Below are 22832 nucleotides of genomic sequence, written 5' to 3'. Positions count from 1 at the left end.
TGTAAAATTATTTAGCTAAAAATATATAGGAAACAATGGCACAAAGCCCTAAAACAAATGCAAAAAGATATAATCCGATACTTCCGTTTTGTAATTTTTTACCTTGAAAAGCCAATTCGTTGGCTACTTTTCCTAATCCAAAAACCAGGGCAGACAGACCCGTTTCGATATAGTCTCTGAAAAATCTTGATAATCCGTTGATAGAGCGAACGAAAATAGCATCGTAAGCTTCGTCTACATAATATTTGTTGTACAATACTTTGGTCAAACCGCTAATGTTTTCATCCGCTTCCGGAACATTATCTTGTTTGAAGTATTTCACATAAGCAATTAAAATACCTAACAATCCACCCAAAACAGCAACACCCATTAAAGTGTATTCTGTTGTGCCTAAATGATGTTCTTCGCCTGCTACTTTAGTGAAAAGAGGGGCTAGGTAACCATTTAACCAGCTGTTTCCAGGTAAACTGATCAATCCTCCAAAAGTAGCCAGAATAGCTAAAATCACTAATGGAAAAGTAATCAATCCGTCACTTTCGTGTAAGTGGTGTTTTTGCTCTTCGGTTCCTCTGAAATCTTTAAAGAAAGTAAGGAACATCAATCTGAACATATAAAAGGCTGTCATGATCGAAGCAACAGATCCTACCACATAAAGCGGGATGCTATGGTGGAAAGCCGTCAATAAAATTTCGTCTTTAGAAAAGAAACCGGAGAAAAATGGAACTCCTGAAATGGCTAATGATGAAATTAACATCGTCCAGAAAGTGATAGGCATCGCTTTACGCAAACCACCCATTTTACGCATATCTTGTTCTCCATGTAAACCATGAATTACTGATCCTGATCCTAAGAATAAACAAGCTTTGAAGAAAGCGTGTGTGATTACGTGAAAAACAGCTACTTCATAAGCACCAAATCCTAAGGCTAAAAACATTAAACCTAATTGAGAAACGGTAGAGTAGGCCAATACTTTTTTGATGTCGGTCTGAACCAAACCGATTGTTGCGGCAACTAATGAAGTTACAGCTCCAATAACAGCAATAACAGATTGAACATCCGGAGCTAAATCAAATACAAAGTTCAAACGGGTAATCATGAAGATACCGGCGGTTACCATTGTCGCAGCGTGAATTAATGCAGATACCGGAGTTGGTCCTGCCATCGCATCAGGTAACCAGGTGTATAATGGAATTTGTGCTGATTTACCACAAGCTCCAATAAACAAACATAAAGCCGCTAATGAAAGCAATGGGATATTTAAGTTCGATGCTCCCGCGATTGCCGTTTTTAAAGTAGCATAATCTAAAGTAGAGAACATTGAACCTAGTATGAACATTCCGATTAATAAACCTAAATCTCCAATTCTGTTCATGATGAAAGCTTTTTTCGCAGCATCATTGTAATCCTGGTTTTTGTGCCAGAATCCAATTAATAAGTACGAACAAAGTCCAACACCTTCCCAACCGATGAATAAAACTAACAGGTTACTTCCCATTACAAGAGTAATCATGAAGAATACGAACAGATTTAAATAAGCAAAAAACTTGTGCATATTCTCATCATCGTGCATGTAGCTGATAGAGTATAAGTGAATCAATGATCCGATACCGGTTACGAAAAGCAACCAAAGTAAAGACAACTGATCTAGTAAAAATCCAAGATTGATCTTTAAATTACTAATTTGAATCCAGTCAAATAAAGTAACCTGAAGAGCTTGTTTGGTTTGGCTCACCTGATTGAAAAAGAAAAGTGTAACAGCAAAAGAAACCACTACAGCAGCAGTTCCGATGATTCCTGAAACGGTTTTTCCTAAGCTCTTGCCAAAGAAAACATTGATTAAAAATCCTAAAAAAGGAGATAAAACTAAAAGTAAAGCTAAATTGGTATCCATTTTTATTTATCCTTTTAAATTTTTTAAATTATCGATACTAATCGAACCTAAATTTCTAAAGATCGAAACTAAAATAGCCAATCCAACTGCAACTTCTGCTGCAGCAACTGCCATCGAAAAGAACACAAAGACTTGTCCCTGCGCATCCTGATGGTAAGTTGAAAAAGCAACAAATAAAAGGTTAACAGCATTCAACATGATTTCGATAGACATGAAAACGATAATAGCGTTTCGTCTGTACAATACACCAAAAATACCAATACAGAAAAGTACAACACTCAAAAAGATGTAGTTTTCAATACCTATTTGATTTAATATATTACCCATTATTTATTTAATTTTTCTTTTTTAGACAATAATACAGTTCCAATCATGGCTACTAAAAGTAAGATCGAAGCAAATTCAAACGGAACCATATATTCGTTCAGCAAAATTTTACCCAATACTTTGATTGATTGGAAATCTTCACCCGTTGAGTCGTATTCGCCAACAATTGGTTTAGAGTTGATAAAAATTGCGATTAATACTATGCAAATCAAACAAAAAGAGACAATGGCCCCTAAACGAGTAATTCTGGGACGGTGCACTTCTTTTTGTTCGTTCAGGTTCATCAACATGATCGTAAACAGGAACAGAATCATAATCGCTCCCGAGTAGACTATGATGTGTACGATAGCCAAAAATTGAGAGTTTAATAGTAAATAATGACCGGCAATAGAGAAAAAACAAATCACTAAGTAAATAGCACTATGAATTGGGTTTCTGCTAAAAATAGTCAGGAAAGCGGTAATCACCGTAATAAACGCTAAGAAACAAAATATAATTTGTACAGTTGTTGCGTGTGCAAAATCGGGAATATGTATCATTTAGTTAGCATTATTAAGTTGAGCATTTTTGATAGCCACGTCAAGAGGCATCACTAATCTGTCTTTTCCAAAAATGAAATCTTCTCTTTCATAGCTTGAAGGTACCAAAACTTTTGAAGTCGTCAGGTAAATGGCGTCTTTTGGGCAGGCTTCTTCACATAAACCACAGAAAATGCAACGTAACATATTGATTTCGTAGATTGAAGCATATTTTTCTTCTCTGTACAAATGTTTTTCATCTGCTTTACGTTCAGCAGCTTTCATTGTGATCGCTTCTGCTGGGCATGATAAAGCACATAATCCGCAGGCAGTACAGTTTTCACGACCTTGTTCATCACGTTTCAATTGGTGCTGACCACGATAAACCGGACTCATTTCACGCACTTGTTCAGGGTAGTGAATCGTCACTTTTTTTCTGAATAAGTGTTTAAGTGTGATAAACAATCCTTTTACAATCGCCACAAGATACAATCGTTCCATAAAAGTCATCTCCTTATTAGAGACCACCTTTTTTCTACCCGATAATGATATAGTTTCTATTGACATTTTTTAATGTATGATTTACGATTCACTATTTGTATGATACAAATTAAATCTGTTTTATTTTTGTTTTTAAGCTAATCCTGCTATCCGCTGTATCTTTTGTGGTGAACCCCACCACAAAAGGATGCCGCTGCTATCAGGGCTAGGGCATTACGGTTCTTAGAATCCTAAAGCTGCTGCGATATCGTGTCTTAATATTACAGCACCCGTAATCATAATGTTAATAATGGAAAGCGGTATTAAAATTCTCCAGCCTAAATTCATTAATTGGTCGTATCTGAATCTTGGAATCGTCCAACGTACCCACATATAGAAAAAGATGAAGAAACATATTTTAGCAAACAATACTACGATACCTAAAATATTTCCTGCGTTTACCCCTACATTATCAACCATCCATTGCATTCCGGGATAATTGTATCCACCAAAGAATAATACCGAGATAATAGTAGCTGAGATGAACATACTTGCATATTCAGCAAATAAATAGAATCCCATTTTCATGGAGGAATATTCCGTATGGTAACCTCCAATTAATTCGTTTTCACATTCTGCCAAATCAAAAGGAGTTCTGTTGGTTTCAGCGAAAGAACAAATTAAGAAGATTAGAAAAGATAACGGCTGGTAAAAAACATTCCAGTTCATTCCTTGTTGTTGTAAGGAAATTTCTTTTAAGCTTAAAGTTCCGGTCATCATCAACAAAGCAATCATCGATAATCCCATGGCAACTTCATAAGAAACCATTTGTGAAGCTGCACGAACAGCTCCCATCAAAGAGAATTTATTGTTAGAAGCCCATCCACCAATCATGATACCATAAACTCCAACAGAAAGAACACCAAAAATATATAATAACGCAATATTGATATCAGTGGCCTGTAAATAAACATCACGGCCAAAAACATGTAATTTGTCTCCCCAAGGAATAACAGCACTGGTCATTAAAGCCGTACTCATTGCGATTCCGGGTCCTACGATGAATAAAAATTTATTTGGTGTATTTGGGAAAAACTCCTCTTTCGAGAATAATTTCATACCATCAGCAAGAGGTTGTAATAATCCTCCCCATCCGGCACGGTTTGGTCCTACACGGTCCTGTAAAAAAGCAGCAACTTTACGCTCAGCCCAGGTAGAATACATCGCCATAATCATAGTAATCGCAAAAACGACAACAATAACGACACTTTTTTCTATAATAAATGCACTTTCCATTTCTTAAGATTTTTTATCATTAGTAGTTAATGGAATTGCAGCCATACTAATTTTTTTACGATCGATATCTCTACCTAAAAGGATATTTTTCTCTGTATCGATTTCAACTTTCTCTAATTTTTGAGTGTAGTTGTTTTGGTTGATTACAGAATCTTTTTCAAATTCTCTTGGTCCTTCAATTACCCAGTCACTCACATTTTTATGGTCAAAACGACAGCTGTTGCAAATGAATTCTTCTACTTCATGGTACTCATCTTTACGACCGGTAACACGTTGAATTTCTCCTCCAAACATCCATACAGTTGTTTTACCACAACATCCAGGAGTGGTACATTCTCTGTGAGCATTAAAAGGTTTGTTGAACCATACTCTCGATTTGAAACGGAAAGTCTTATCGGTTAAAGCTCCAACCGGACAAACGTCGATCATGTTTCCTGAGAATTCATTGTCGATTGCTTTAGAAATTCCGGTTGAAATATTAGCGTGATCTCCACGATCTAATACCCCGTGAACTCTGTTGTCTGTCAATTGATCGGCAACTTGTACACATCTTTGACATAAGATACAACGGTTCATATGCAGTTGAATATTCGGACCGATATCTTCCGGTTCGAACGTTCTTTTTTCTTCAATAAAACGTGATTTTGGATTTCCGTGCTCAAAACTTAAGTTCTGAAGATCACATTCTCCAGCCTGATCACAAATAGGGCAATCCAGCGGGTGGTTGATCAATAAAAATTCCGTTACCGATTTACGGGCTTCTGTTACACGATCAGAAGATTTACTGTTCACTTCCATTCCGTCCATACATCCTGTTACGCAAGATGCCATTAATTTTGGCATTGGTCTTGGGTCAGCTTCACTACCTTTCGAAACTTCAACTAAACAACAACGACATTTTCCACCGCTGCCTTTTAATTTTGAGTAATAACACATGGCTGGCGGAACTAAATCTCCACCAATCATACGTGCAGCCTGCAGGATTGTTGTTCCTGGCTCTACGTCTATACTTTGACCGTCTATGGTTACTTTCATCTCTTACTTTTGTTTTTTTAGTTTCAGGTTTCAGGTTTCAGGCTTTCACTTGAAACTAAAAAAACTTAAAACTTTAAACTATATTTTTAAACTGTTTGTTTGCCTACTAAATGCTTCACTTGTGAGAAAGGTTCAGCAACAAAGTGATCTCTATTTTTAATTTTCTCCGGGAAACGAACGTGATATTCAAATTCATCTCTAAAGTGGCGAATTGCTGCGGCTACCGGCCATGAGGCTGCGTCACCTAGCGGACAAATCGTATTTCCTTCGATTTTACTCTGGATGCTCCACAATAATTCGATATCCTCTTCACGGCCCTGGCCGTTCTCGATTCTCCATAATATTTTCTCCAACCATCCTGTTCCTTCACGACAAGGTGTACATTGTCCGCAAGATTCATGGTGGTAAAAACGGGCAAAATTCCAGGTATTACGAACCACACAAGCGGTGTCGTTGTACACAATAAATCCTCCTGAACCTAACATCGATCCGGTAGCAAAACCACCATCACTTAAAGATTCGTAAGTCATTAAACGGTCTTCACCGTTTGCTGTTTTAAAAATTAATTCGGCAGGTAAAATAGGCACCGAAGATCCTCCCGGAACAAACGCTTTTAAAGGTCTGCTGGAAGACATTCCTCCTAAGTACTCATCAGAATTCATGAATTCGTCAACACTTAAACCCAATTCAATTTCATAAACTCCTGGGTTTTTAATGTGTCCTGAAGCCGAAATCAATTTAGTTCCCGTTGAACGTCCAATACCGATTTTCGCATAATCGTCACCGGAATTGTTTACGATCCATGGCACAGTAGCGATAGTTTCTACGTTGTTTACCACTGTTGGATTGGCCCAAAGTCCTGAAACCGCCGGGAAAGGTGGTTTAATACGAGGATTTCCTCTTTTACCTTCCAGAGATTCGATAAGTGCAGTTTCTTCTCCGCAAATATAAGCTCCGGCTCCACAGTGAACGTGTAACTCTAAATCGTAACCTGTACCTAATATATTTTTTCCTAACCAACCGGCAGCTTTAGCTTCGGCGATTGCTCTTTCTAATATTTTGAAAACCCACATATATTCTCCACGAATGTAGATATAAGACAGGTTAGCGCCTAAGGCATAACTTGAGGTAATCATTCCTTCGATCAATAAGTGAGGAATAAATTCCATCAAATAACGATCTTTGAAAGTTCCCGGTTCAGACTCGTCGGCATTGCATACTAAGTGTCTTGGTTTTCCTGATTTTTTATCAATAAAACTCCATTTCATTCCGGCAGGGAAACCTGCACCACCACGACCACGTAGTCCTGATTTTTTTACTTCTTCGGTAACTTCATCCGGTGTAAGTGTTTTCAAAGCTTTTTCTACAGAGGCATATCCACCATTTTGGCGGTATACTTCGTAGGTTTTGATACCCGGAATGTTGATTTTATCTAATAATATTTTCTGTGACATCTTATTTATCGTGTAATATTATTTTATCCTCTCTGCAATCAGCAATTAACTGATCGATTTTTTCTTCTGTCAATTTTTCTTTGTAGAAATCTCCCAACTGCATCATCGGAGCGTATCCGCAAGCGCCTAAACATTCTACACCGGCAATGGTAAACATTCCGTCCGGAGTGGTTTCTCCCATTTTGATGCCTAATTTCTCAGAAGTATAATCCATTAAATTCTCAGCACCATTTAAACAACAACAAGAAGTCTGGCAAAATTCGAACATGTATTTTCCAATTGGTTTTTGGTTGTACATGGTATAAAAAGTAACCACTTCGTAAACCTCAATTGGTTTGATGTGCAAAATTTCGGCAACTTTATCCTGTAACTCAATGCTTAACCAGTTGTCATGAGCGTCCTGCACTTCATGCAAAACAGGTAACAAAGCTGATTTTCTTCTGTCCTCAGGATAATGACTGATCAACTCATTGATGCGGGACATCAACGCTTCAGTCATGTTTATTTCTTGTTTGTAATGTTTTCGTTCCATTTTTATTTTAGATTTTAGATTTTGGATTTCAGATTTTTTAAATCTTTGTCCATAACCCATATTCTGCAATCTTTTCTAATTTTAGATTTCTGATTTTAGATTTTTCAATCTGCAATCTAAAATCTACAATATCTTTACGCGTCTAATTCTCCTGCAATTACATTTAAACTGGATAGAATAACAATTGCATCCGAAAGTAAAGCTCCTTTAATCATATCCGGATAAGCCTGGTAATAAATGAAACAAGGTCTTCTGAAATGTAATCTGTATGGCGTTCGGCTTCCGTCTGTAACCAAATAGAATCCTACTTCTCCATTTCCTCCTTCAACCGGGTGGTAAATTTCTGCAACCGGTACAGGAACTTCTCCCATTACAATCTTAAAGTGATAAATTAAAGATTCCATCGAAGTGTAAACGTCTTCTTTTGGAGGAAGGTAGTAATCCGGAACTTCTGCATGGTATTCGTTTCCTGCCGGCATTTTAGCCAAAGCCTGACGAATAATGCTTAAACTCTCCCAAACTTCAGCATTACGAACACAGAAACGATCGTAAGTATCTCCTGATTTTCCAACCGGGACAACAAAATCAAAATCTTCGTAAGAGGAGTAAGGTTGTGCTACACGAACGTCATAATCAACTCCCGCTGCACGTAAGTTTGGACCTGTAAATCCGTAAGCCATTGCCTGCTCTGCTGAGATAGCACCAACGTTTACGGTTCTGTCAAGGAAAATTCTGTTTCTTTCAAATAAGTTTACAAACTCTTGCCAGGCAACAGGGAATTCTTCTAAAAAAACGTCTAGTTTGCGGAAAGCTTCAGGCGACCAGTCTCTCTCGAAACCACCAATTCTTCCCATATTTGTTGTTAAACGAGCTCCACAAATTTCTTCGTAAATCTCATAAACTTTTTCTCTGAATTGAAAAACGTACAAGAAACCAGTATAAGCACCAGTATCTACACCCAGAATCGAGTTACAGATTAAGTGATCTGTAATACGAGCCAGCTCCATTACAATTACTCTAAGGTACTGAGCTCTTTTTGGAACTTCAATTCCCAATAGTTTTTCTATAGTCATCCACCATCCCATATTGTTAATAGGAGAGGAGCAATAGTTCATTCGGTCAGTAAGAGGGGTAATCTGGTAAAAAGGGCGATTTTCGGCGATTTTTTCGAAAGCTCTGTGGATGTAACCGATTGTTGGTTCAGCCTCAAGAATTCTTTCACCATCCATCAACAGGATATTTTGAAAAATACCGTGAGTCGCCGGGTGCGTAGGACCTAAATTCAGTACCGAAAGTTCACTTCCGTCTTCGTTTAGTTTGTCCTTAATTATTTTAGCATATCGATGCTCTGGTGATAATAATAGTTCTGACATTTTATAATGTTGAATTATTTATTTTTAGCAATTTGTTGTTGTTCTTCCAAAGAATCTGTCGTCTTTATCAGTTCTTCCGCTGTCTTCCATTGGGAATTCTTTTCGCATTGGGAAAGACACCATTTCGTCCATATTCAAAATACGTTTCAATTGCGGGTGTCCAATAAAATTGACTCCGAAGAAATCGTATGTTTCTCTTTCCATCCAGTTCGAACTCAAGAAAATATTTGAAATAGTTTTGATCTCCGGTTTTTCACCGTTTAAATATACTTTGATTCGAATACGTTTGTTTTCGTACCAGTTGTGCAAATGATAAACAATAGCATACTGACGATCCGTTTCGTTGTCCGGATAATGAACACCGCATAAATCAGTTAGAAAGTGAAAGCGTAAATCGGAATCGTTTTTTAAAAAAAGAATCAGGGCTGTGATTTTATCAGCGGTAGTTTCCAATGAAAAAATATCTCTTTCCTGTTGAAAGTTAAAAACACTTGTGTCAAATGTTTCTGTAAGTTTATCTTGGATCAGGGTATTTTCTAAAGCCATCTTAAGTAATATTATATGAAGCTAGTAATTCTTGGTATTCAGGAGAGCTTCTGCGTCTTACAGATTCGCTTTTTACTAATTCCTGAAGTTTCATTACTCCGTCAACAATTTGTTCCGGTCTTGGAGGACATCCCGGTACGTAAACGTCAACCGGAATTACTTTGTCAATTCCTTGTAAAACAGAATAAGTATCGAAGATTCCGCCTGATGAAGCACATGCTCCAACAGCAATTACCCAGCGAGGTTCAGACATTTGTTCGTAAACCTGTCTTAAAATAGGCGCCATTTTTTTTGAAATAGTTCCCATTACCAAAAGCATATCTGCCTGACGAGGAGAGAAACTCACACGCTCAGAACCAAATCGTGCTAAATCGTAATGTGAAGCCATTGTTGCCATGAATTCGATACCACAGCATGAGGTTGCAAAAGGTAGTGGCCATAATGAATTGGCTCTTGCCAAACCTACAACATCATTCAGTTTTGTAGCGAAGAAACCTTCACCAGTAACTCCCTCCGGCGGCGCAACCATATTTACATTTGAATCGCTCATTTTTTATTTTAGATTTCTGATTTTAGATTTTAGATTATTGAAACCTTAAAAAGTAAAATCAATTTTTTTAAATCAGTATTAAATTTAGTTTAAGATTAAATTTTAAATTTTAATTTCAGATGCTTAGATCTAAAATCAGAAATCTAAAATCTAAAATTTCTTTATTCCCAGTCTAAGGCTTTCTTTTTGATGATATAAAAGAAACCCACTAAAAGAAGCGACATGAAAACAATCATCTTAAGCATTCCTTCTACGCCTAATTCTTTAAAGTTTACTGCCCATGGGTAAAGGAAAATTACCTCTACGTCAAACAGTACAAATAAAATGGCTACAAGGAAATATTTTACAGAAAAAGGAATACGTGCGTTTCCAACAGATTCGATACCACATTCGAAGTTTTTATCTTTTACTTCAGAACTTCTTTTTGGACCTAATTTTCCGGAAATAACGATGGTTCCTGCGACAAAACCCACAGCCAAAATGAACTGCATTAAAATAGGAATGTAACTGTATTGATCAGATTGCATAAACTTAGCTTTTTTACTTAAAGAATAAGCCACAAAGATAACTTTCAACTCTGTAAATCACAAGCTAAAAAATGATTTAAGTGTACCCTGAAACCGCGTTAACCGCTAATTTTTATTGATTATAAATAAGATCCAAGGATTTTAGTATTTTTTTAAGATTTGAGCAAAAAAAAACGCCCCGATACTTCGGGACGTTTTGAAAACCATTCAGAGGCAAAAAAAATAAATTGCTATATTTTTCTTAGATTACTGCTACTTTAGCAGCAACTTTCCCTTTTCTTCCTTCTTCTTCTTCGTAGCTTACACGGTCTCCTTCGCGTAATTCTTCCGCGTTAATTCCTGAAGCGTGAACGAAGATGTCTTTTCCTGTTTCTTCGTCTGTAATGAATCCATAACCTTTAGACTCATTGAAAAATTTTACTGTACCTGTACGCATTGTAATTGTAATAATAATTTATAATAAAGCAAATGTAACATATAAATTCATACAAAAGACATATACCTGTTAAATTTTTGTAAAAATTATTGATTAACAGTCTTTTCGCTATTTATATTGCATCAAATTTGGTATGTGTATACTTTATTTGAGAATCATTAATTATTATAATTAAATGTTAAAAAAGTAGCTTATATTTTACAAAAATTTCGTATATTAAGCGGAGTTTGATTTTTTAAGACTTGTTTTTGTGGGAAAAAGCCTGTGTTTACTAGGGATTTCTTTCCTGTTTTAAGATTTTATTAACACGAAAAAAGGGTAAAATGACGACAAACTGCATAAAAAAACGACAACTGAAACTTTTAGTTGTCGTTTTTTGTTTTCTAGAAAAAGAATAAGAAATTATTTCAAATCCAATTTTATAGCAAGTTCTTTCAATTGAGCTTCATCGATTGCGGCAGGAGCATCGATCATCACATCGCGTCCCGAATTGTTTTTTGGGAATGCAATGAAGTCTCTGATGGTTTCCTGACCTCCTAAGATGGCTACTAAACGGTCTAATCCAAAAGCTAAACCTCCGTGTGGCGGTGCTCCAAATTGGAAGGCGTCCATTAAGAAACCAAACTGTGCTTTTGCTTCTTCTTCGGTAAAGCCTAAATATTTGAACATTAATTGCTGTGTTGCTTTATCGTGAATACGAATCGAACCTCCGCCAATTTCATTTCCGTTTAACACCATATCGTAAGCGTTTGCGCGAACTTTCCCTGGTTCAGTTTCCAGCAATTGCATGTCTTCCGGTTTTGGAGAGGTAAACGGGTGGTGCATTGCGTGATAACGCCCTGATTCTTCGTCTAATTCCAATAGTGGAAAATCAATTACCCATAATGGTGCAAATACTTCAGGATTACGCAAGCCTAAACGGGTTGCAAGTTCCATACGAAGTGCCGAAAGCTGTGCACGGGTTTTATTGGCAGGTCCCGAAAGAACAAAAATCATGTCTCCCGGTTTTGCTCCTGTGATTTTTGCCCATTGGCCTAAATCATCCTGATCGTAAAATTTATCTACAGAAGATTTGTAAGTTCCGTCGTCGTTGCATTTGGCATACACCATTCCTGATGCTCCAACCTGAGGGCGTTTTACCCAGTCAATTAAGGCATCGATTTCTTTACGGGTATAGTTTCCTGCTCCCGGAACGGCAATACCTACTACTAATTCTGCAGCGTTGAATACCGGAAATTCTTTGTGTTGCGCAAATTCGTTTAATTCACCAAATTCCATTCCGAAACGAATGTCTGGTTTGTCATTTCCATATGTTTTCATAGCATAGTCGTAGGTAATTCTTGGGAATTTGTCTACTTCAATGCCTTTGATTTCTTTTAATAAATGTCTGGTCAGGCCTTCAAAGATATTTAAGATGTCTTCCTGTTCCACAAAGGCCATTTCGCAGTCAATTTGTGTAAACTCAGGCTGACGGTCAGCACGTAAATCTTCGTCACGGAAACATTTTACGATCTGAAAATATTTATCCATTCCACCCACCATCAATAATTGTTTGAAGGTTTGTGGTGATTGTGGCAAGGCATAAAATTGTCCTTCGTTCATACGGCTTGGTACAACGAAATCTCTCGCTCCTTCCGGAGTCGATTTGATAAGGTATGGAGTTTCTACTTCGCAGAAATCTAAGTCCGATAAATATTTACGAACTTCCATAGCTACTTTATGACGGAACAATAAACTGTTTTTTACAGGATTTCTTCTGATGTCTAAGTAACGGTATTTCATTCGGATATCTTCACCACCATCCGTTTCATCTTCGATTGTGAAAGGAGGTGTTAAAGCGGCATTCAGAATGGTTAGCTCCGATACTAAAATTTCGATTTCACCGGTTGGAATATTTTTGTTCTTGGCTTCACGCTCAATCACGGTTCCTTTTACCTGAATTACAAATTCTCTTCCCAATGTTTTGGCAAGTTCAAAAACCGCTTTATCCGTACGGCTTTCGTCAAAAATAAGTTGTGTAATTCCATAACGGTCACGTAAATCAACCCAATTCATAAATCCTTTATCGCGTGATTTTTGAACCCAACCCGCTAGTGTAACTTCCGTGTTAATATTTGAGGCGTTTAATTCGCCACAATTATGACTTCTATACATGATCAAAATTTTAGACTGCAAAAGTAAACACAAAATTCAAATTAATATAGTAAAGTGATCACTTGATGCTTAGAAATTTGAAATATTTTGTTAATTCTTAAATTTCGAGAGGCTAATTTCGCTAGATTTGGATTACAAAATCTAAACTCTAATTGATATGAACAAATTTTTAATAACCGGTTTGTTGATTTGCAGCACCTTGGGTGTGATCGGTCAGGTCAAGAGCCCAATTAAATTTACCGCTAAGATTACGAATAGAAACAGTGATACATTAGTGATAAAAGGAAAGGATAATTTCAAACAGGTGATTCCAATTAATAAAAAGGGAATTTTTGTGGCTTCTTTTGATGCTCCTAAAGGGTTTTATATGTTTTCAGATGGAACGGAAGGTTCTAACTTGTATTTAAAACCGAATTCGGATGTTAACCTGACAATGGATGCTAAGGAGTTTGATGAAACGATTGTGTACAAAGGTAAAGGGGTTGACGAAAGTAATTTTCTGGCTCAGCAGGCCTTAAATGATGAGAAGTTTCAAAAGGAAGCTTTTGTTAAGGAAGCAACAGAATTTGCATCACTATTGGAAGCAAAGCTGAAAACGGATCTGGCAAGTTTAGAGAAAGGTAATTTTGATGCTGAGTTTACGACGGCTTTGAAAAAGAAATTTGAAAGTTTTAACCGCTATGCTAAAGATGATTATGAGAGTGCTGCAAAAGCCAAAAAAATGACGGGAACCTTATCTCCTGATTTTAATTATGAAAATCATAAAGGAGGAAAGACAAAGCTTTCTGATTTAAAAGGGAAGTATGTTTATATTGATCTTTGGGCTACCTGGTGCGCACCGTGCAGAGCTGAGATTCCGTATTTACAAAAATTGGAAGAAAAGTATCATGGAAAAAATATTGAGTTCGTGAGTGTGTCTGTGGATAAAGCGAAGGATAATGAAAAATGGAAGAAGTTTGTGACGGATAAGAAGCTTGGAGGGATTCAATTGTTTGCGGATAAAGACTGGGAATCTGAGTTTGTAACAAGCTATGGTGTTACCGGAATTCCAAGATTTATTATTGTGGATCCAAGTGGTAAAGTAGTAAGCAGTGATGCAGAAAGACCTTCATCTCCAGAGCTTCAGACGCAATTAGATGCGTTATTAAAGTAACTTACGTTTCAAATTACAAGTTTATAAAAGTTTTATATTTTTTTAGGAAATAGCAGTAAAACCAAGGCTTAAGCTTTGGTTTTTTTGTTTTTGGGAAATTTCCAATGTTAAGTTTTTACTCAATGTTACCAAATTGTTAAGTAAAAGTTTTTTTAATGTAAACAATTGATTATATTTGATAAAGATTTGATAACATTAATACCTAAAGATATGAAAAAGTGTGTAATTTTAGTTGCAATATTGTTCTCTGGAATTTTAGTTGCACAAGAGATAAAACCGGAATTGGAAGCTGTTGGAAATAGAGTAAAAGCTACGTATTACTATGAAAATGGTAGTGTTCAACAAGAGGGTTTCTTCAAAGACGGTAAGTTAGATGGTGTTTGGGTATCTTATGATACAAAAGGAAATAAGATGGCTGTTGGAGAATACACTGAAGGAGTAAAAACAGGAAAATGGATTTTCTTCAATGATAAAAATCTTTGCGAAGTGGCGTATGAAAACAGCAAAGTAACATCTGTTAAGAATTTACAGAAAAATGCTTTAGCCAATAGAAATTAGAAGATTTCTGAGATATAAAAAAACCGTCTCGTTTTTTAACGAGACGGTTTTTTTATGCCTTTGTATTTCGGTATTTTAGTTTTTTCGGATCAGGTGCAAAAGTTGGGAGTATTGCTCTGAAAGAGCTTAAGCAATAGAATGGTGCGCAGCACTATGAGTAATGATAGCAAATATCGGTTACGCCCTGAAAGGGCAGAAGCTTACACGCAAAAAGTTGATTTTATTCTATTTTGAATTATATTTTATAAAAGAGCGGTTTGGTCTTTATTGAAAATTGTAAGGTATAATTTTGCTTTTGCCCTTTCAGGGTAATTCTACACCTTAGTCTAATTCATAGTGCTGCGCACGATGTTGTTGCTTTTCAGGCTTTCAGCCTTTTTCTTCCCGACTTTTGTTCTTGATCCTTTTTTTACGCAGATTGCTTCGCCAATTCGCTTTCGCTCGGGTTAGCTGATTGTGCTGGTTTTTTTGTTTGGTATTCTGCAAAACAATCTAAATCTGCTAAATCTGCGGGAGTTTAAAAAAAACTTGTGGATGAATAAGTCAATAAAATTGAGGAGAGTTTTTTTTATGCTCTGCTTTTTTTACTTTTTTTATTTCTTCCGTACCAGATGATAAAACCGGTTAAAGGAAGTGCGGCCGCAATTAAGCTTACGATAAAGGCAATAATTTTGCCGGGCAGGTTTAAGATTTGTCCAGTATGTATGCCATAATTCATTTCGACAACCTGTAGGCCTAGAGTTTTCTTTTGGAACGGTTCGCTTTGGAGCAGTTTTCCGGTGTTCGGATGAAAATAATAGTTGCTTTGATGGTCGTATCGTAAAGCATGCGGATAAGCCCCTGTGTCGATTATGCTACCTTTTTGCTGTGGAAAGGTAACAAAATACATTTCGGCATCGGGTTGAAGTTTTGCGGTTGTTGTAAAAGCGCGATCGACGGCAGTAACGGAGTTGTTATTGAATTTAGTGGTATCGATCACAGGTACTTTTATTTCCAGCGTTTTGTCTCCCCCGAAATTGAACGTACTATAGATTCCGTCACCTACCCATTCGTAGGTAAAAGTTAAACCGGTTATGGCTATAATTACGGCAATTATCGAAATGTAAAATCCGGAAGTATTGTGCCAGTCGTAATTGACACGTCTCCATTTAGCGGACCATTTTACAGTAAAGCTTCGTTTGAGATCGCTTTTTCGTTTGGGCCACCATTGGATGAGTCCTGAAATTACTAATAGAATGAAGATGATGGTTGCGCTTCCAATGATATGTTTTCCTATATAATCCGGTAAGAGTAAATACAAATGAATGCGTTCGACAATAATGAAAAAGTCGGTATCGGGATCTTCGATTTTCAGGTGTTTTCCTGTGTAGGGATTGAAGTAGAGGTATCGGTTTTCGCTATCAGCATAGGTGTAAACAATTGCGGAACGGTTTTTTCCGTAATATGAAACCATACTCGATTTGTAATTTGGAAGAATCTCTTTGGCTTTTTCCTTCAATACGGAGGGTAGAACAAAAGGTTTGTTCTGAGGTTCAACGATTCGCCATTCTTTACGGGTGATGTCTTTTATTTCATCATGGAAACAAAAAATACAACCGGTAATACTGATAATAAAAACAATAAGCCCGGAAATTAATCCGAGCCATTTGTGTAGAAATCGTATTTGTGTTTTGAATCCCATTTTATCGTAAAACGCAAAATTATACGCAAAATCAATGGGGAGCAAGTAATTTTATTTATTTTTTAGAAACGGCTTCGTTTTTAGGTTTTAATGAATAGGCAACATAAAGGGTTATGGAAGCCAGGAATATCCAAAAAACATCCACAAAAAAGACCTGAATTCTGTTCTGCATGAAAGAGGTCCAAAACCAATTTCCGGAGACAATTCCGTTTGTAATTGGGATTAAAAAACCTAGCATACTTCCTGAAATTAAGCAGTATTTGTTGGTAAAAGCATCATTCTTTTTAAGGATGAAAAATACGGTAAGAATAAGCCATCCTATAAAGTAAACCATATATAACTGATCCTGAGTAAGAGGGTGGAATATTTTGGCAGCAATAAAAGCAAAGGCCGTGATAGGGTACATGCTCAGGCATATGGCCAAATAAATACGAACGACTCCGGCATTAAAGCGTTTTTTCTTTTCGGGTAAGTTGTTTTTTTGCCTGGCGACTAACCAAATCATAACGCCCGAAATGATGACAAAACAGGTAATTATACCTAAAACGAAACTTACAATTTTGAGAGCGTAACCTCCGTAATCGCCAAAATGTATGCGGTATAGCACATTTTTTACGACATCTAAATAGCTTGTTTGAGTAATCGGATTTTTTCTGGCAATTTCTTTTCCGTCCGCAATTCGATACACGATCTTCCCAATTCCGGTGAATTTTTTGTGGCTTAACATTTCACCTTCAACCAAAACGTGCATGTTAGCATCTCCGTAATTCTGAATGAAAACTCGGGTAATTTCAAAATCTTTCCAGCTGCTTTTTGTTTTCGCAACAAGCTGATCAATATTAAATGGGGCTGCTAATTTCTTATTATCGAATTTGTACTCAGGATCGGTATATTCCAGTTCTTTGTATAATTTGTCCTGATCGCCTTTGTATAAAGCCATTACTGCCGGAGCCACAATTAAGAGTTTAATCATGAAAAAGGTTCCGGTTACAGCATATACAAATTGAAAAGGCAGACCAATCATTCCTAAGGCGGTATGCGCATCTGTCCATAAGGTTTTTAGTTTTTCTTTTGGACGGAAGATATAGAAGTTAGAGACGATTTTTTTCCAATGCAGTAAAAGCCCGGTTACGATGGCAAATAAAAAGAACAATGCTGTGAAACCCGATAGATAATACCCAACAGGATAGGGAATCTGTGCCAGGAAATGCAGACGGTATAAAAATTCTCCCAGCGAATAAGATTGTTCGTAGGTAAAGGTTTTGAAGGTTTTGGTATCGAGATAAAAAAAGGATCCTTCTTTTTGTTCTTTAGGCGCCAAAGTATCTTTTGTACCTTCCATATAAACGGCAACTCTTCGTTCGATATTTGGTTTAGAAAAGGTCAGATTTCTCCCGTGTAGTACGTATTCTTTGTCAAGTTTCTTTAGGGCCGACGTATAGTCCAGTTGAATTTCTCTACTTATAGCTGAGGATTCATTTCTTTCCCAATTGATGATTTCATCTCTGAAGAAAGAAAAGGAGCCCGCGAAGAAAATCACAAAAAGCACTACGCTGATCACAATTCCGCTAACGGTATGGGTATGAAAATAGATGTTGTAATTACGATTGTTCATGGATTATTTTGCTATTGGATTGTAGGTTTGACCCAGGTATATTAAAAGAGAGAAAACTAAAGTAATAAGGATGTAGATTCCCCATATTTTCCATCCGTTTTTAGCCAGAAAGGCAACGACCATCAGGGCTACCCAGAGGATGAATCCGCTAAAAGCCATGGTCATCAATATATCGGCACGGCTGAACCAGGCTGCTAAAGCCAAATGAAAGGTGACTGAAACAAAGTAGCCGCCTAATATGGCAGCTGTAATTTTGGCAAATCTTTGCCATTTGGATTGGGTTAAATATTTTGGATTGGCCGGCATATTTTAATTAGAAATGAATTAGTAGTAATAAAATTCCAGTAGAGCTGCAAGTATAAAAAAACCGAGAATAGTAAAGCGGCTTATTTTTTTTAGAGGAGCCAAAATGATGATCAAACTCCCAATGGTCATGAGCTGAATAAAGAACATTAGGGTGCCGCAGCACAAAGATTGTGTGAACAGCCAGAGCGCATAAGCCAGTAAAAGAAGCCCCAGGCCTAAAAACCTGGTTGATTTAGGATTGCTTTTCATCCATTTTTCAAAGCCTAAATCATACGATAATGTGGCTCTTTTCGAGGTGTAGTACAGCGTGTAAAAAGCTAAAAAAACAATAAGACTTGCAATTGTGATCATGATTGATGAAATTTAAAAAACACCTTTCCTGTAAAGAAAGGTGTTTTTTTGATTTTTATTAGAATTTATAAGCGAAACTTGCTGCTACACTTCTCATGTTTCTGGGATGAATCGTAGACCATCCATCATAAGTATCTGCATTTGCAATGTTATCCATTTTTAAGGTTAAAGTGAATTTCTCTGCAGCATAGAAAATAGAAGAGTTTAATACAGTATATTCAGGAATCGTAAATGCTCCGGTTGTTTTTCTGTTCATGATTTTGTTATCACCTACATAATTTCCTCCAAAACCTAATCCGAATCCTTGTAACGGTCCTTCCAAAAATTTGTAGCTGGCCCAAAGATTCGCTAAATTTCTTGCTCCTGCGCTTTCCGGTCTGAAGTTTACAAATTCAGAATCACCAGCTGTAAGTACTGCATCATTATAGCTGTATCCAAATACAATATTTAAACCGGGAACAGGGTTAGAAACGATTTCAGCTTCGAAACCTTTGTTTCTCTGACCTCCATTTTGGTAAGAAGTAGAGTTTGTAGCATCTGTTCTGATGCTGTAAACCTGATCGGTAACTTTGATGTCATAGTAACTGAAAGTGGCGTAAAGTTTGTCTTTGAAAAGGTTCAGTTTGGTACCAACTTCAAATTGATTGGCATGTTCCGGGTTGTAAATTCTTGGAGTTCTTATGCCGGCATTTAGGTCTTCACCCGGGGCGACGTTTGAGAATCCATCCATATAATTGGCGAAAACAGAAACTTTATCCAAAATTGGCTGATACACTAATCCGAATTTAGGAGAAAAAGCAGTTTGATTGTATCCTCCGTTGTCTGCGTTCATAAAACGGTCTATACGTACACTTGCCATTGCAGACAATGCAGGGGTAAAGTTGATTACGTCAGAAACATAAACACTGTACACTTCCTGTTTTGTTTTGTTGTTGTTTGTCTTTGCCTTTGCCAAAAGATCGTCAGTTCCGGCTTTTGATAAATTTCCGTTATCACCGGTTGTAATGTATTTTGTAGGGTCGGTAATTTTGAAAACATTTTCGTTTACGGTTTGTAAACTTGCGTTACCAATATAGATGCTTCCATTGGCAATATATCCTGTTCCGTTGTCTGTTGTAGCGTTGTTGAAGTAGTCGAAACCGGCAACAATTCTGTTTCTCAACTTACCAATTTTAAAATCACCAATAAAATTCTGTTGAATATCGGTGGTTAGTGTCGTAGAATTCTGGTAGTTTATAAAACGTCCTAATACAATACCTTCAGTGACTTTTGGATAACCTTTAGTTCCTTCGTATAAGTAAGAATAGTAGCCTTCTGATCTTGATGATCCTCTTGAAATAACAGTTTGAGAAGTCCATTCGTTAGTAAACTTGTAAACCATCTGTCCTTGCAGATTGTAAGAAGGCGTTTCTATAGCAAGCTGGTTGCTGGTATAAGAACGTTTGTTATCATAACCTAGTTCTTTCATATTGTGAACTCTTAAAGGTGTCCCTCTGTCTAAAAACAACATGGTTGGATTGGTCGCTTTATTGTTCATGAATTCAGTATTAACAAAGAACGAAAGTTTATCGTTTACTTCGTAAGACAGAGAAGGGGCAAAAAAGAATGATTTTTTAAATCCTGCATCCTGAAAACTATTTTCATTGTGATAAGCAGAATTAATGCGCAGGTTTACTTTGTGCTCGTCGTCTAATGGGGTGTTGACGTCGGCAGTAACTCTGTTTAATCCGTAACTAGCTGTAGTGTAGTTTATTTCTCCTCCGAAATGATCGTAAGGTCTTTTGGTTGTAATATTGATTAATCCTCCGTAGGAAATAAGGCTGCTTCCAAACAAGGTTCCTGATGGTCCTTTGATTACTTCTATTCTGTCGATATTGGCAGGATCAAGGCTTCCGTTTGTTAATCCCGGTAATCCGTTAATCATAGTCGGCTGAACAGCAAAACCTCTTAGGGAAAAGTAGCCTGCACCATCATTTCCACGTCCTGTAGAAGCCCACAGTGTGGTTAATCCCGGTGCGTTTTTAAGAGCGTCGTCGATATTGGTTACGACTTGTTCTTTTAACAACTCGCCTGTAATAGTAGAATAAACTTGTGGGTTTTCAAGATTTTTAAGAGGTAATCTTGATACTTGTTGGTTTTCTTTGCGGGCTAATGGATTCTTTTTTCCGTGACCGTTGATTACAATTTCGTCCAGTTGTTCAGAATTGGAACTGATCGTGAAATCTTCAATTATTTCGTCTCCGCCATTAAGAGAAATACTTTTTTCTTTTGAAGAATGCCCAACCGCAGAAACTTTAATCACATAGTTTCCCGGTTTGATGTTTTTAATTTCGTAAAAACCTCTGCTGTCCGTATTGGTTCCTATTTTGGTCCCTTTTAAGATAATGGTCACATTATCTGCGGCCTGATTGTTAGTGAGGCTAATTTGCCCTTTTATGCTTGCTCTTTGCTGTGCCCACATGGTTGGAGTTGCAAGCAGTACAAAGAGAAAAGCCAAAATTGTTGTGGTGTATTTGGTTTTCATTATTATTTAGAATTGATTTTAATAGTGCAAATTTAAGTGCAGAATATAAATCAAACAAACTATTCTTATTTATTCTAAATAAAACAATTTTTAAAGGGTAAAATTTTTTATTGTTTAATTTTTTAACATCTTAAGTCGATTTTAAGTTAATATTAAGAAAAAAAACCTGCTTCAGTTAAGAAGCAGGTTTTGTATGATTGTTGAAAAGTATTACAATTACAATTCTAAAGCGCGTTTAGCATCTCCATTCATCAATAACTCTAATGGATTCTCTAAAGCTTCTTTTACAGCTACTAAGAAACCAACTGACTCACGTCCGTCAATGATTCTGTGATCGTAAGAAAGTGCAACGTACATCATTGGGTGAATTTCCACTTTACCGTTTACAGCAATTGGACGCTCGATGATGTTGTGCATTCCTAAGATCCCTGACTGAGGAGGGTTGATAATTGGAGTACTCAACATACTTCCGAAAACTCCACCATTAGTAATAGTGAAAGTTCCTCCTGTCATGTCGTCAACGGTAATTTGACCGTCACGTGCTCTAAGTGCTAATCTTTTGATTTCAGCCTCGATTCCGCGGAAAGTTAATAATTCAGCGTTACGAACTACTGGTACCATTAATCCTTTTGGTCCTGAAACTGCGATTGAGATGTCAGCAAAATCGTAAGCAATTTTGTAGTCACCATCCATCATTGAGTTAACATCAGGGTATAATTCTAAAGCTCTTGTAACTGCTTTTGTAAAGAATGACATGAATCCTAAACCTAAACCACCATGTTTTGCTTTGAAAGCATCTTTGTATTCGTTACGAATTTGGTTGATTGGTGTCATGTTTACTTCGTTGAAAGTAGTAAGCATAGCTGTTTCGTTTTTAGCCGAAACTAATCTCTCTGCTACTTTACGACGCAACATAGATAATTTTGTACGCTCAGTTCCACGGCTTCCTCCCGTTGGAGTTCCCATTGAAGGTACTGCATTTACAGCGTCATCTTTAGTGATTCTTCCACCTTTACCAGTTCCTGAAACTGAAGCCGGAGCAATGTTTTTCTCGTCTAATATTTTTCTTGCTGCCGGAGATGGAGTTCCTGCTGCGTAACTTGTTGCTGCCGGAGCCTGAACCGGAGCAGCTTTTGGTGCTTCAGTTTTTACTTCCGCTTTTGGTGCTTCTGCCTTTGGAGCTTCAGCAGCCGGAGCAGATCCTGATGGTTTAGTTGCGTCAGTATCGATTAAACAAACTACAGCACCTACTGCTACTGTATCACCTTCTTCCGCTTTAAGCGTAATAACTCCGCTCATTTCAGCAGGAAGTTCAAGAGTAGCTTTGTCTGAATCAACTTCAGCAATAGCCTGATCTTTTTCTACATAATCGCCGTCTTTTACTAACCAAGTTGCGATTTCAACTTCTTTTATAGATTCCCCTGGTGAAGGGACTTTCATTTCTAAAATCATCTTATTTCTTTGTTTAAAGTTTATTTTGTTTAAAGTTTCAGGTTTTGTAGGGGCCCGAAACTTTAAACTTGAA

General features: G+C 37.0%; 22 protein-coding genes. 2 read left to right on the top strand and 20 right to left on the bottom strand.

What is annotated here, in order from left to right; translation table 11 throughout:
• Positions 1–7: 7 nt before the first annotated feature.
• The 14 genes from nuoL to aspS all read right to left on the bottom strand — a co-directional run bounded on the left by nuoL (position 8) and on the right by aspS (position 13119).
• Positions 8–1891, bottom strand: a complete 1884-nt coding sequence (nuoL, locus tag BHE19_RS04380) for an NADH-quinone oxidoreductase subunit L (protein WP_070906115.1) — start codon at positions 1889–1891, stop codon at positions 8–10.
• 6 nt (positions 1892–1897) lie between these two features.
• Positions 1898–2218, bottom strand: coding sequence for an NADH-quinone oxidoreductase subunit NuoK (gene nuoK, locus BHE19_RS04375; RefSeq protein ID WP_017494599.1), 321 nt, complete (start codon positions 2216–2218; stop codon positions 1898–1900).
• Positions 2218–2757, bottom strand: coding sequence for an NADH-quinone oxidoreductase subunit J family protein (locus BHE19_RS04370; RefSeq protein ID WP_017494600.1), 540 nt, complete (start codon positions 2755–2757; stop codon positions 2218–2220). The genes nuoK and BHE19_RS04370 overlap by 1 nt, the downstream gene beginning before the upstream one ends.
• Positions 2758–3303: a NuoI/complex I 23 kDa subunit family protein gene (locus BHE19_RS04365; protein WP_026109775.1), complete on the bottom strand. Its 546-nt coding sequence runs from the start codon at positions 3301–3303 to the stop codon at positions 2758–2760.
• Between the two features lie 156 nt (positions 3304–3459).
• Positions 3460–4512 (bottom strand): NADH-quinone oxidoreductase subunit NuoH, encoded by a 1053-nt coding sequence (gene nuoH, locus BHE19_RS04360; protein WP_070906114.1) that lies wholly within the window; start codon positions 4510–4512, stop codon positions 3460–3462.
• Between the two features lie 3 nt (positions 4513–4515).
• Positions 4516–5547 carry a 2Fe-2S iron-sulfur cluster-binding protein gene (locus BHE19_RS04355; protein ID WP_017494603.1) on the bottom strand — a complete coding sequence of 344 codons (1032 nt, stop codon included), beginning with the start codon at positions 5545–5547 and terminating at the stop codon, positions 4516–4518.
• Between the two features lie 86 nt (positions 5548–5633).
• On the bottom strand, positions 5634–7001 hold the full coding sequence (gene nuoF, locus BHE19_RS04350; RefSeq protein WP_017494604.1) for an NADH-quinone oxidoreductase subunit NuoF: 1368 nt from the start codon (positions 6999–7001) through the stop codon (positions 5634–5636).
• Between the two features lies 1 nt (position 7002).
• Positions 7003–7533 carry a complex I 24 kDa subunit family protein gene (locus tag BHE19_RS04345; RefSeq protein WP_070906572.1) on the bottom strand — a complete coding sequence of 177 codons (531 nt, stop codon included), beginning with the start codon at positions 7531–7533 and terminating at the stop codon, positions 7003–7005.
• A gap of 134 nt (positions 7534–7667) precedes the next feature.
• Positions 7668–8906 (bottom strand): NADH-quinone oxidoreductase subunit D, encoded by a 1239-nt coding sequence (locus BHE19_RS04340; RefSeq protein WP_070906113.1) that lies wholly within the window; start codon positions 8904–8906, stop codon positions 7668–7670.
• A 24-nt stretch (positions 8907–8930) separates the two neighbouring features.
• A complete protein-coding gene (locus BHE19_RS04335) occupies positions 8931–9452 on the bottom strand; it encodes an NADH-quinone oxidoreductase subunit C (RefSeq protein WP_017494607.1) in 522 nt (173 codons plus the stop codon).
• 1 nt (position 9453) lies between these two features.
• Positions 9454–10002: an NADH-quinone oxidoreductase subunit B gene (locus BHE19_RS04330; RefSeq protein WP_017494608.1), complete on the bottom strand. Its 549-nt coding sequence runs from the start codon at positions 10000–10002 to the stop codon at positions 9454–9456.
• A gap of 161 nt (positions 10003–10163) precedes the next feature.
• Positions 10164–10529 carry an NADH-quinone oxidoreductase subunit A gene (locus tag BHE19_RS04325; protein ID WP_026109777.1) on the bottom strand — a complete coding sequence of 122 codons (366 nt, stop codon included), beginning with the start codon at positions 10527–10529 and terminating at the stop codon, positions 10164–10166.
• A 241-nt stretch (positions 10530–10770) separates the two neighbouring features.
• On the bottom strand, positions 10771–10965 hold the full coding sequence (locus BHE19_RS04320; RefSeq protein WP_007137066.1) for a cold-shock protein: 195 nt from the start codon (positions 10963–10965) through the stop codon (positions 10771–10773).
• A gap of 402 nt (positions 10966–11367) precedes the next feature.
• Positions 11368–13119 (bottom strand): aspartate--tRNA ligase, encoded by a 1752-nt coding sequence (gene aspS / locus BHE19_RS04315; RefSeq protein ID WP_017494610.1) that lies wholly within the window; start codon positions 13117–13119, stop codon positions 11368–11370.
• A 157-nt stretch (positions 13120–13276) separates the two neighbouring features.
• Between aspS and BHE19_RS04310 the strand changes: the two genes are divergently transcribed.
• On the top strand, positions 13277–14272 hold the full coding sequence (locus BHE19_RS04310) for a TlpA family protein disulfide reductase (protein WP_070906112.1): 996 nt from the start codon (positions 13277–13279) through the stop codon (positions 14270–14272).
• Between the two features lie 210 nt (positions 14273–14482).
• Positions 14483–14830: a toxin-antitoxin system YwqK family antitoxin gene (locus BHE19_RS04305; RefSeq protein WP_017494612.1), complete on the top strand. Its 348-nt coding sequence runs from the start codon at positions 14483–14485 to the stop codon at positions 14828–14830.
• A 568-nt stretch (positions 14831–15398) separates the two neighbouring features.
• Here BHE19_RS04305 and BHE19_RS04300 read toward each other — a convergent pair.
• The 6 genes from BHE19_RS04300 to odhB all read right to left on the bottom strand — a co-directional run bounded on the left by BHE19_RS04300 (position 15399) and on the right by odhB (position 22759).
• A complete protein-coding gene (locus BHE19_RS04300; protein ID WP_233430715.1) occupies positions 15399–16556 on the bottom strand; it encodes a PepSY-associated TM helix domain-containing protein in 1158 nt (385 codons plus the stop codon).
• A 10-nt stretch (positions 16557–16566) separates the two neighbouring features.
• Entirely contained in the window at positions 16567–18126 is a 1560-nt protein-coding gene (locus BHE19_RS04295) for a PepSY-associated TM helix domain-containing protein (protein ID WP_070906110.1), read from the bottom strand.
• A gap of 3 nt (positions 18127–18129) precedes the next feature.
• Entirely contained in the window at positions 18130–18432 is a 303-nt protein-coding gene (locus BHE19_RS04290) for a hypothetical protein (protein ID WP_070906109.1), read from the bottom strand.
• Positions 18433–18450: 18 nt separating this feature from the next.
• On the bottom strand, positions 18451–18783 hold the full coding sequence (locus tag BHE19_RS04285; RefSeq protein ID WP_017494616.1) for a hypothetical protein: 333 nt from the start codon (positions 18781–18783) through the stop codon (positions 18451–18453).
• Positions 18784–18841: 58 nt separating this feature from the next.
• Positions 18842–21307, bottom strand: coding sequence for a TonB-dependent receptor (locus BHE19_RS04280; RefSeq protein WP_070906108.1), 2466 nt, complete (start codon positions 21305–21307; stop codon positions 18842–18844).
• Positions 21308–21523: 216 nt separating this feature from the next.
• Positions 21524–22759 (bottom strand): 2-oxoglutarate dehydrogenase complex dihydrolipoyllysine-residue succinyltransferase, encoded by a 1236-nt coding sequence (odhB, locus tag BHE19_RS04275; RefSeq protein ID WP_070906107.1) that lies wholly within the window; start codon positions 22757–22759, stop codon positions 21524–21526.
• Between the last annotated feature and the right edge of the window lie 73 nt (positions 22760–22832).

The organism is Flavobacterium tructae (genome assembly GCF_001853485.1).
GTDB classification, from domain to species: domain Bacteria; phylum Bacteroidota; class Bacteroidia; order Flavobacteriales; family Flavobacteriaceae; genus Flavobacterium; species Flavobacterium tructae.
Note: the sequence above shows the minus strand (reverse complement) of the source record. Positions and strands in the feature narration are given on the sequence as shown.